The sequence below is a fragment of the Paenibacillus sp. LK1 genome, from assembly GCF_002750415.1.
Classification (GTDB): domain Bacteria; phylum Bacillota; class Bacilli; order Paenibacillales; family Paenibacillaceae; genus Paenibacillus; species Paenibacillus taichungensis.
In genome coordinates this window covers 293801-305748 of record NZ_PEII01000006.1, presented here as the reverse complement: position 1 = coordinate 305748, position 11948 = coordinate 293801, and the positions used below count along the sequence as shown (strand labels likewise).

Annotated in this window: 10 protein-coding genes; all 10 read right to left on the bottom strand. The window is 47.7% G+C overall.

The features are described 5' to 3' along the window. Window positions 1-37 precede the first annotated feature (37 nt). Window positions 38-1060: a FecCD family ABC transporter permease gene (locus CS562_RS15950; protein WP_063565359.1), complete on the bottom strand. Its 1023-nt coding sequence runs from the start codon at window positions 1058-1060 to the stop codon at window positions 38-40. Beyond that, entirely contained in the window at window positions 1053-2060 is a 1008-nt protein-coding gene (locus CS562_RS15945) for a FecCD family ABC transporter permease (protein WP_063565358.1), read from the bottom strand. The genes CS562_RS15950 and CS562_RS15945 overlap by 8 nt, the downstream gene beginning before the upstream one ends. Before the next feature lie 24 nt (window positions 2061-2084). Beyond that, a complete protein-coding gene (locus CS562_RS15940; RefSeq protein ID WP_099857067.1) occupies window positions 2085-3086 on the bottom strand; it encodes an ABC transporter substrate-binding protein in 1002 nt (333 codons plus the stop codon). A gap of 117 nt (window positions 3087-3203) precedes the next feature. Further along, window positions 3204-4847 carry an AraC family transcriptional regulator gene (locus tag CS562_RS15935; RefSeq protein WP_099857065.1) on the bottom strand — a complete coding sequence of 548 codons (1644 nt, stop codon included), beginning with the start codon at window positions 4845-4847 and terminating at the stop codon, window positions 3204-3206. A 100-nt stretch (window positions 4848-4947) separates the two neighbouring features. After that, window positions 4948-5781, bottom strand: coding sequence for an alpha/beta hydrolase (locus CS562_RS15930; protein ID WP_099857233.1), 834 nt, complete (start codon window positions 5779-5781; stop codon window positions 4948-4950). A gap of 243 nt (window positions 5782-6024) precedes the next feature. Continuing rightward, window positions 6025-6885, bottom strand: a complete 861-nt coding sequence (locus CS562_RS15925) for a carbohydrate ABC transporter permease (protein WP_099857063.1) — start codon at window positions 6883-6885, stop codon at window positions 6025-6027. 25 nt (window positions 6886-6910) lie between these two features. After that, entirely contained in the window at window positions 6911-7855 is a 945-nt protein-coding gene (locus CS562_RS15920) for a carbohydrate ABC transporter permease (RefSeq protein ID WP_099857061.1), read from the bottom strand. 27 nt (window positions 7856-7882) lie between these two features. Continuing rightward, window positions 7883-9238, bottom strand: coding sequence for a sugar ABC transporter substrate-binding protein (locus CS562_RS15915; RefSeq protein ID WP_257219505.1), 1356 nt, complete (start codon window positions 9236-9238; stop codon window positions 7883-7885). A gap of 61 nt (window positions 9239-9299) precedes the next feature. Beyond that, window positions 9300-10244 carry an amidohydrolase family protein gene (locus CS562_RS15910; protein ID WP_099857060.1) on the bottom strand — a complete coding sequence of 315 codons (945 nt, stop codon included), beginning with the start codon at window positions 10242-10244 and terminating at the stop codon, window positions 9300-9302. A gap of 18 nt (window positions 10245-10262) precedes the next feature. Next, window positions 10263-11771, bottom strand: a complete 1509-nt coding sequence (gene argH, locus CS562_RS15905; RefSeq protein ID WP_257219504.1) for an argininosuccinate lyase — start codon at window positions 11769-11771, stop codon at window positions 10263-10265. Window positions 11772-11948: the final 177 nt, after the last annotated feature.

Sequence of the window (11948 nt, the reverse complement as noted above, 5' to 3'; positions counted from 1 at the left end):
ATATGGAACCCTTCCCTCCTGTTTCAAATCTGGCTTGTTACATCCGGTTCTTGAGCAGTAAAAAGATGAAATAAGGAACGCCAATAATGGAGATAACGATGCCCACAGGCAGTTCTGCCGGGGCAAACACCGTTTTACCAATCAAATCCCCTACAACAACCATCGCCATGCCAACCAACCCGGATATCGGAATGACCCGTTTATGGTGAAGCCCCACCAGCCGCCGTGCAATATGAGGAGCGATTAACCCAACAAATCCGATACTCCCGGATACGGCAACACAGGCACTGACGAGCCCAACACTGCCCAGCAACAATATTTTTCTCTCCCGATGAACATCCACGCCGAGTCCCATGCTGCTGGCCTCCTGCAGCTGCATGACATCCAGCACACGGGATTTAGCCCAAAGCAAAGGAATCAACAGAACCAGCCATGGAATCATCGCCGATATGTATCGCCAATTGGCATTATAAATGCTGCCTGTCAGCCAGACGGTAGCCATCTCAAAATCGGACGGGTTCATCTTTAGGGAAAGATAAAGCGTAATTGCACTAAAACCTGAACCGATGGCAATCCCGACCAGAATAAGCCTTTGGGAATCCAACTGACCACGCTCCTGTGCAAACCACAAGATGAGAATAACTGCCGTTAATCCACCCACCAGGCCAAACAGTGGCATCGCCATAATGGACAACCATCCTGTACCTGTTATGGACCCATGAAACAGAAGCATAAAGAGCACCATTGCTGTTCCGGCACCTGCGTTAATCCCAAGCATGCCGGGGTCAGCCAGCGGATTGCGGGCGATGCCCTGAATAACTGCTCCGGCAATCCCGAGTCCCAGGCCAAGCAGTAATGCAATGACAATACGCGGTAGCCTGAAATCAAAAATGACCAGATCATGCTCATGGACAGGGTCCAGCCGTAATAACGTTTTGACCACATCCATCACCGATATGTCAAACGCACCATTAGTCAAACTGATATAAACGGCTGCTGCAATGATTATTGAACTTATGAAAATGACGGCCCATAATCTTCCCCGCTGCGGTTCAGGCATGTTTTCCCCCTCCTTTGGTTTTGATCAGATAAAGGAAGAAGGGAACGCCAAATAATGCGGTGACTACTCCAATTGGTGTTTCAAACGGAGAGTTAATGAAACGACTCAAGATGTCACACCAGGCCAAAAAGAATCCGCCCAGCAGAGCGGAACACGGAATAATCCAGCGGTAATCTACCCCGAAGAGAAATCGGGTAATATGCGGAACCAACAAACCGACAAAAGCGATTTTGCCCGCCAAAGCCACAGATATTCCAGTCAGGATAACCACACTCAGTATCGATAAAGCCTTAACCCATCCGGTACGCTGCCCCAGGCTTGTTGCCACATCATCGCCCATCGACAGAATGGTAATAGACTTGGAAAGAATGATGGCTAACGCCAGTCCCACCACAGCAAATGGAATAATCAGCTTGATCATGCCCGGGTCCATCTGATGCAATCTGGCGTTATACCAGAAACTGATCGTTTGAGACACCTGATAATAGGTAGCCACGGCCTGAGATACACCACCGAGGAATGTACCAATAATCGTGCCCAGAATAGCAAGCCGAACAGGCGACATGCCGCCCGGCAGTAACCAGGCTATGAAAAATACCAGTCCTGCTCCAAGTGCCGATCCCGCTAAAGAGTAAAATATCAGACCAAGAGATGACGTATTCGGCATAAATACCATACATAAGGTGATGACCACTACCGATCCATCGGATACCCCCATAATGGAAGGGGATGCAAGATAGTTTCTTGTCATCCCCTGCATGAGCGCACCTGACACCGCCAGAAAAGCCCCGATCAATAGAGCACCAATAACACGCGGGAGCCGGGATGATACGATGATCTGGTGATCAATGCTGTCTGTATCAAAATGGAAAATGGCTGCCATTATGGTCGAAACGTCAATGCTCTTGGCTCCGTACATGACGGACGCCAGAATGGTAACTGCAATGAACAGAGGTGCTGCTGCGAACAGCACCACCGGATTCAATCTTCTTTTTTGCATAGGAGTATACACGCCTTGCTCTAATTATTTGGATAACTGCTCAACTGCTGCTTTCAGGAATTCAATACGACTCCAGGCCGGACCACCTTCAGCCAATGGATCAATGACATTGACAAAAGCATGATTTTCCTTCAGCGCGGTTGTCTTCTGGATAATCGGGTTGTTTTGCAGATCTGTCAGGGCATTCGGGGTATCGGAGTTCTCAGATGTCTCAAATTGTACAAACACATAATCCGGGTTCATCTCTGCAATCTTCTCTACCGAAAGTGCTTCCTGTGCTTGGGCTGCCTGAATCTCGGCCGGAACCTGGAATCCAAGGTCTCCATACAGAATCGGATTCACAAAGACAGACTCAGGATACACATACATTTGTCCGTTACGAATACGCACTGCCAGCACTTTTTTGTTTTCAAGTTTGTCGCCTAATTCAGCCTGGGCAGTAGTCAGAGCAGCCTTATACTGTTCAATTTCCTGTTTGGCCTGTTCCTGCTTGCCTGTCAGCTCAGCCAGCAGATTCAGGTTCGACTCCCAATCCGTAGCAATATGGGACACCTGAATAAATGGCGCAATTTTACTTAACTGCTCGGCCACTTCAGGTTTAAACTTGGTGGAACCCAAGATAATATCCGGTTTCAGGGACAAAATGGTCTCAAAGTTAGGCTCAATCTTCTGCCCAATGGACTCAGCTTGATCCGTGATAGAAGCATACATCTCCGGGAACTCGCCGCCAAAAGTAATTGCCCCTACCGGATGTACATCAAGAACCAGCGCATCCTCCATCGCTTCCATGGAACCAGTAATAACAATACGGTTAACTTCTGTTGGGACTGTGTACTCTTTATCTAAGTATTTAATGGTTCGTGTGCCTTCAGCTGCCTCAGCTGTGTCCGTTTCATTGGTCGACGCCTCGGTTCCGGTCGAAGCTGAATTCTCCGCATTCCCTGACGCGTCCTCTTTATTGCCGCACGCTCCTAATACTGCGAGCATACATATCATTACCAACCATAACCCCAATTTCTTTTTCATCTCTGGTGATCCCCCTTCAATTTCGATTATTCTAATTGAGAATAATAATCATTATTGAATGATAAACAAGAATGACGGACAGAACCATGGACTCTGTCCAGAATCTCTATGGATTTTTCACCGATAGCGATCCATCAGATCGTCCAGGATGCGTTCATTGGCGAGGGGCGAGTTCTCAAGCCAGGGATCAGCTGGGATGATAAATAACCGGTTATTCTGAACGGATTTTATATTTTGCCACAAGGAGGTTTTCTGCACATCCTCCCAGAAGGATAACGTCTCACTCTCCTGACATACCATCAGAAATATCCAATCGGTCTGCATTTCATCCAGCTGTTCCAACGTAATCGGCTCGTTATATATCTCCCCTTCTTCACTGACATGGGCTGGTTTAACCGCCAAATCTCCATATAACACTTCCAACATGGAAGGTGAACAATAACGTGTGAACTGATGTTTTAACAAACGGACAACAACTACCTTCTCGTTGCCAAGCTTTTGCTGCATCATCGTTTTGACCTGATCAACCTTATGATCATAAGTTTCCAGCCAACTCTTGGCATCCTGCTGTGTCCCCAGATGTTCAGCCAGAATCTGAAGCTGTGCTCGCCAGTTGTGATCTGAGACCGTGAGGTAATGAACCGGTGCAATACCTTCAAGCTGTGCTTTCTCCTCAGGTCGTAAATGGTCGTAACTGATAATCAGGTCGGGCTGATGCTCCTGCAGAGCCTGAATTTTGGATTGCCATTCCATGTCAATCCGATAGGCACTCAGATGTACAGGGATGTCCTTGCCATACATTCGATAATAATACGATGTCCATTTCGGGTGCAGCGGTGCGGCATAGGGAATCATGTTCAGGGCCAGCAAATGTCCTGTAATCGCAATGTGATAGGCCGCAATTTTACGGCGGCGGCTGTTCATATATACCGAAGGGGATATTCCCATGGCTTTTTTAAATTTGCGACTGAAGTAAAATTCGTCCTGATATCCAACCTGATGTGCAATATCCCGCAGACGCATTTCAGTACCGGCCATCAGTTGTTTTGCCCGGTTAATGCGGAGTGAAGAAATATAATCAGTTGTACTCATTCCATATCTTCGCTTGAACAGGTCCACATAATATTTCGGACTCAGCCCGGCCATGCCTGCCAGATATTCCACGGTTAGATTCTCATTGGAATGCTCATCGATATAATCTTTGGTACGCTGGATCATCATCTGGGAATCTTCCTTGAGCGGAGGTGATGCTTCTGTAAGGCTTGCGAGTAATTGGAGAAACTGCACATGTGCCTGAAAATGTCCCATGGCCCTGCCACTATGCCACAGGTTGTGTATTTCTTCGCACATAAATGAGAGCTGAACGGTTGGTGACACCGCCAGCTCCTTGCCAGATCTGAACATCGGGGTATCTTTAACCACATGCAAGGTGTCAGGATCATCATGCAGCTCTTGATAAAGGTCAAACCGCATGATCGTTACTTCGGCTCCTTCATCTCCGAAAGAAGTCAGGCCAAAAGTGGATTCGGGTACACAGGAATATACGCCTTGTGCATGGATATGGATAGACCCCCGATCCAGTGTCAGTAAGGCTTCACCACCTGTGACCAAGACAAGCACATAAGACGAGGTATGCTGCTGGGGAATGTTCCAGTCCGAAGTGGATTTCATTTTCTCCATGTCACGCAATTTTATAGTCAATCTGTCGAGCAGATACGTGGAATCCACCTCTTGATTAGGGTATAAGTTAGGGGAAATCATCTATTTATAGGCCTCCATTTGATAACCATTCTCAATAACTATCATCAGTATATCAAATTTTCGGAGACCCTCGCATCTACTAGTTCTTTCATGATGGTACTCAACCCGTCCAATCTCTGGATGCAAATCGCAGTGCCCTGTTGATCAACACAGGCAATACCGAGATATGACCTTCATCTTCAAAACAGATAAAGTCAGCGCGCACTCCACTTGCATCGCTATGGTTCAACCATTCGGTAAACGCTCGGGAACGTTCAATCACCCCGCTGGGATGACTCCCCTCCAGCTCTCCTGCTGCAAGTAAAACGTGAATTTCCTTACTGTTATCTTGCATGCGAGAAGCAAACGTCTCTTGTTGCCGGGCGATCCAGGCTGAGTTCCAATGAAGAGAAGGACTACCTGCAATGTAATTTCGGTATGTTCCCGGACGTTCCAGTAACAACTGCAAAACAAATAATCCGCCCAGCGAGTGCCCCACAACGGATTGTCTGCTCGGGTCAATGGCATAGCGTCGTTCAATATCCGGCTTCAATTGTTCCTCGATAAACAGTGTGAATGCTTCAGCGCCGCCATGCTCCGGCCAAGTTGCTCCATCCGGTCTTCGAGGTAATTCCCCTTCAGGAACCGACATCATAAAATCATAGTGCCTGTCCGGTGGAAAGGCTTCCCGGGCTTTATACCCCACGCCAACAATAACTGCCGGAACAACCCCGGTCTTCTCCGGGCGTAAAGATTGTATACGCATGGCCTCAACCATCGTACCAAACACCGCATTGGCATCCAGCAGATAGATCACGGGATATCCGGAAGCTGGCGGGGCGCTCTCCGGCACCCAAACTCTGATCTCGTACTCTCTTTTGGTCTGTTCTGCACGCATGTGGTAATAGGCAGTTCCCGGCAACGTTACCTCCGGTTCTGTTCCATCTTGTCTCATCACTTGTTTCAATGAAGTATTCCTCCTGGTTGCTACGGCTTTAATCTCCGATTATATCCAAGGTCGGTCCGGCCTTCCATGGACGAATCACCCATTTCCATATGGAAAATGCACCGCTTCATTGCATACAAGGCTTTTTCATTTCCATGTAAAGAACAAAGCCGGCCCTCCCTGACGGGGTAACCGACTTTGTTTGTTTTGTAGTGTTCTGTTTTTCTATAAAAAATGTCCGACGCTTTAATGCTATTTGAGACCTGTTGTAGCAATGCCACGAATGATCTGCTTCTGAAAACAAAGAAAGAGAATGATCAATGGCAGAACCGAAAGTGTGGCTCCAGTCATAATCTGCACCCAGTTGCTGCTATCCTTGGCCTCGCTGGAGAAGAAAGCCATCCCGACCGGAATCGTAAACATTTCTTCACTCTGCGTAATAATGAGCGGCCAGATGAATGAATTCCAACTGCCCAGGAATGTCAGAATGCAGAGGGTGGCAAACGCTGGCCTTACCAGCGGAACAGCGATCCGAAGGAAAATGCCCCATTCTCCCATGCCATCAATTCGTGCTGCGTCCAATAATTCCGAAGGAAGGGATTCCATGAATTGCTTCATCAGAAAAATGCCAAACCCGGATATTAAACCCGGAAACAGAATCCCCCAGTAGGTATCCATGCCGTTAAAACTGCTGGATACAAGATACCATGGAATAATCAGCATTTCAGTCGGCACCATCAATGTACTTAGAATGAGCACAAAAATAACCTGTTTCCCCCAGAACGAAAATTTGGCCAAAATGTATCCCGTAATGGAATCAAATACGCAGACGCTCACGGTGGCAATGACGGCTACATATAAACTGTTCAACATCCAACGGGGAAATGGGGTTCCCTGAAAAATGGCTGCATAATTGTCCCATGTGACTCTGGAAGGGATGAGGCTTAGAGAGTAGATTTCATCCAGCGTCTTGAACGATGTCGATATCATCCATAGAAACGGAAACACCATCAATCCAAGTCCGAACGTAAGTAAAACATAACTGATCAGTGACCCGGAACGTTTCCAGCGGAGTGTCGTTCGGGTATCAGCCAATGCGGCAGATCTGCTCATGCTTGAAGAGCACCGTCCTTTCCTTTTACTCCTGTTGAAAACGGCTGCCCAGCACTTTAAGCTGAATCAGTGTCAGCATGAATATGATGGCAAACAGAATAACAGTCGCTGCCGAGGCCAAGCCCATATCAAAACTTTTGAAAGCCAGATTGTATATATGAAGCACGACAGATATGGTGGAGTCCAACGGTCCGCCCCCAGTCATATTCAGCACCTGAGTGAAGGATTGCAGAAACCCGATGCTTGCCATGACGACAGATAGAAGCATGACCGGGTTCAACAGAGGGATCGTAATATGCACAAAGCGCTGCCAACCCGTGGCTCCGTCTATCGCAGCCGCTTCATAATACAATTTGGGGATGTTTTGCAGACCCGCCAGGAAAATGAGCATCTGAAATCCGATATTTTGCCATACCATCACCGCAATAATCCAGAAGATGGCCTGTGAGGGCGAATACAGGAATGACTGCGGTCCAAGACCCAACTCTATAAATAGAGCATTTACAATCCCGTTCTTCATCAGCAGCCACCGGAATATCCAACTTACCGCCACTACACTGGTAACATACGGGATAAAGTAGGCCGTCCTGAACAATCCGCGCAGCTTCACCACTTGCTGGAGAAGAAGAGCCACGATTAATCCGGCAATTAACTGTGCAGGCACTCCAACAACGACGTAGATTCCTGTGTTCACCAGCGACTTGAGAAATAGAGAGTCACTTAGCAATGTCGCATAATTATCAAAACCCACAAAGGGTTTGTCCGGTGACAGCATGCCCCATTCGCGAAAGCTCACGTTAAAGGAATACAGAATGGGCAAGATGCGGATGACTACAAAATAGAGCAGCGGAATCAACAAACCGCCATAAATGAATAACCGCTGTTTATGTCTGTAATTGAGTCTTCCTATTCCCGATCCGAACCATAAACGCCTTTTCGGCCGCGAAGGGATCACCCCGGTAGTCCTCATAGCTGCGTAGCCTCCTTGAATGAGAACTTATTTTTTCTTATCCTGTTTCGCCCAGTAGTCGTCATAGAGCTTCTGGGTTTTGGCCACCAAATCATTGAAGGCCTGTTCTTCCGGCACATGATTAAGCAGCACCTCATCCACAGCGTTCACAAACAACGTACGCTCCTGCGTCTCATCAATGAAGAAGTGGGCGTTGGCATCGTTCAGTTGAGAGATAAAAGGGCCAAGCAGCGGGTCATTCACATACTTATCCTGAAGAGCCACTTCTTTCTGGGCAGGCAGTTCGCCTACCTTCTCCACCCACTGTTCCTGGACGCCCTTGCTGATCAAAAATTGTAGAAATGCCGTGGCTGCTTCCAGCTTCTCCCCGGTAACATTGGCAGGGATCGCATTCGCCCAGAATGAAGCCTGTGTGGACTTCCCTTTATAACCCGGTAGCGGTGCGACAGCAAAATTCAAATCGGGAGCGTCTTTTTTGATAGATCCCAATCGATATGAACCATCCACGTTAATTGCCGCATGGCCCGTTTTGAATGCATTGGCATCATCGGTGTAAAAGCCGTTAATACCCACCTTATGCACGGTTGCAAAATCAACCAGATACTTGAATGCTTCAAGCCCTGCAGGGGTATCATTCCACAGGATTTTCCGACGATCCTCGCTCGTATCCTTGCCTCCCGCTTGATATAACAATCCGTCTCGGAACCAGTGATGAAGCTGGGAACCTGGTTCCCATGCGAAACCCTCTGTTACCAACTGGCCATTTTTGTCCGTTTCCGTTAATGCCTTGGCATCCGAGACAAGCTCTTCCCAAGTCGTAGGCGGTTTGTCGGGATCAAGTCCAGCCTTGGCGAACAAGTCCTTGTTATAAAATAACCCCAGCGTTCTCACGCCTGTAGGCAGAGCATAATAGCTTCCGTTTAATTTGGCTGTATCTACAAAAGGGAAAAATGCCTCGGCGATGCCCGGAAAGCTGCTTTCAGGCAACGGCTGTAAATAACCGGATTGCACATATTTGGGCAACCAGCCGTAATACAGATTAATGACATCCGGTCCTTTTCCGGCGGGAACCAGTGTAGCTACCTTTTGATTGTACTGGTCGTACGGAAAATTGGTTTGTTTGACTTTGATGTTGGGATGTTCAGTCTCGAATTCCTGGATTAAGGTATTGATCAGTTCAACCTTGGCTGGAAATTCGTACTGCCAGTACTCAATCGTGATGGGCTCCGTCTCCGTCTGATCACCCGAAGCTGTAACAGCTGCTGAACCGGACTCTTCGGATGGCTTGGTTGAACAAGCCATAATGCTCAATAAGAGTAAACCTGCAATCAATAATTGCAGGGTCTTGCTTGGTCTGAATGAAAAATAACCGGATTCCGTCAAGTGAAGCCACTCTCCCCTCTTTTTCCAACAAAAGTGTTATAACGTTCTTTAATTCCTTGGCTTACGCATTGGTGGAACCGACGACTTTGCCAACAGGCAGCTTCAACAAACGTCTTGCGTTATTTCCGAAGATGAGTTCAATGTCCGCTTCAGGGAAGCGAAGTTCACGGCATACACGCACCTGATCCTGCAAATAACGATAGGGATAACCACGCGGAAATCCGCTTGCATCCGTTCCAAAGATAATTCGCTCCGGACCCAGCAGCTCGTAGGTTTTGCGGAATAACGTCTCCAAGTTCAGCTCGTATGGCATCCAGCGTACCCACTGATTGGAACCCGATGTGTCGATGTACACATTAGGGCAGCTCCAACTTAAATGCAGAAGCTCCTGGAAATACCCTGCGCCAAAATGAGGGATGATGAACGGAATATCCGGATAGGCACGGGCCGTATTAAAGATGGCAAGCGGATTGATGTTGGGATGATGAACGATGCCTCCGGCATGACCAAGCATGCCAAAATGAATCAGGACAGGCAGGCGGCGTTCTGCAAGAAATGCCCACACCTGGTCGAGCGAAGGAGAGTCAAAGGGAATCTGGGTGAGGGGACCAAACAACTTATATCCTCGCAATCCGAGCTCATCAACTGCCCTACGCAGCTCAATGGATGCATCTTCATTTTCAATGGGATGATAGGCGAATCCGGTAAACCGATCCGGGTATATGGATATTTGTTCAGCCAAGTTGTCATTATCCAGAGCCGTCAGAAAGTTAAGTCCAGCAATATTGTATTTGTCCAATTCATCTACCCACCGTTCGATTAACGGCCGCGCAGCTTCCTCTCCCTGCTCCTCCACCGCCGGGAAGTCCCAGGTTAGTCTCATTCGCTCACTGCGTTCCTTGCCATATCGCGTCACCAACTCATGGTTTTTATATGAGGAAAGCAAAAGTTTATAAGGCAGATGGGCATGGATGTCAAAAACTCGAAAGTCGGGATTGGCGAACATTGATTTTGCTCCTTCCATTTAGATTCTGTTAAGCCAGCCGTTTAGAATTAAATCCAGTTTTGCATCTACAGAACGGAGTTTATTAGTGGTATCGAGACTCCATTGTTCCTGTGTGCCGAGACGGGGCGCTTGGGCCTCCAATGCTCTTGCCACTTCCTCCGGATTCGGTCCACCACGCACATGCCGAATGTGTACAAAATGCTCAGGGGATATTGCTTGCTCTAATTGCTCAATGGTTAAGGCAAGCGGTTTGGCGGCAATTTCCTGCACCGCTGTATTCACAACATCCCAGTTCAATCCCGAAATGGAAGTACCGGATTCAGTCAGCTGTGTTACAATGCGGCTCACGATGGAATGAGCTTGTCGAAACGATAATCCTTCTGTGCGGACCAAGGTATCTGCAAGTTCGGTAACCATTGCGAAGCTATGCTCTGCCCGTTCACGCAGCAATAACACATTGACCTTAAGGGTATCCATCACTTCGGACAGCAAGCGATATACGGATTCAAGTGTATTCAGACTTCTCCATACATAGGGCTGCATATCATCTTCGGTATCTACAATGTCGCCAAAGGGCGTGTTATGCATCATGATAAGCGCAGTTGCTGCATCCCCTTTGGCACTTGAAAGGAGTGAACGGGCGTGTTCAATCGATACCGGGTTCCGTTTTTGCGGCATGATGGAACTAACCTGAACGTAAGGGGCAGCTACAATTAATGCACCATATTCCTGTGTGCACCATAACAGCAGATCCTGAACGAAACGCCCCAGATTGATAGCTGCCAGTTGGGCTACAGAGGCGGCTTCACCTGCATAATCTGCACCGCTGACGGCATCATAGGCATTCTCAATAATGCCATCAAAGCCAAGCAGTTCTGCGGTCCGGTCTCGACAGACCGGAAATCCAGAAGTGGTGAGAGCAGCCGCACCAAGACTGCTGCGATTGCAGCCTGTATAGGCGGATCTCAATCGATTGAGATCCCGTTCAAGGGAATCGCTAACGGCACAGATGTAGTGGGCAAGTGTTGTCGGCTGGGCTTGTTGGGTGTGCGTGTGAGCAATCATGAGGGTATCGATATGACGTAATGCAAATTCTCTTAGGCTTCGGTGTAATGACAACCCTGAGGAAATCGTTGAGTTCAGCTTCTCCCTAAGCACCATACGATACATGGCGATACCCATATCGTTTCGGCTTCTGGCTAAATGCAGATTCCCGACAGAAGGTCCGCCAAGCTTCTCTAGTTCAACTTCGACTTGGTAGAACAAATCTTCAACGTGGAAGGAATATTCGCTACTTCGGAGCCCATCTACATCCAAACTCTGTATAGCGGAAGCGATGTGGCACGCCTCTTGCTCCGAAATGATGTGTTGTTCACGGAGCATAATCAGATGTGCTTTGTTTACGGCCATCATGGGGTTCAGCAGATGCTGTGTGGCCTGGTTATAGGCGGGTTCAAGTACAATTTCGGCATAGGTTTGACTGGGAAAACCAGACGTTTGTGTTGGATTCGTTGACGTTGACTTCACCTTCCTTGTTCTTTATCTGAATACAGTGATTTTAAATACCGACTAATCAGGTCGGAATGTTTAGTTCAAAACTCTACCACTATTTTGGTATACATACAACTTTATCCTTAATCAAAATTTTCTATTGTCGTATCGGCTTTCTCTATAACCTGTTCTATTGACTGCCGTAGATTTGGA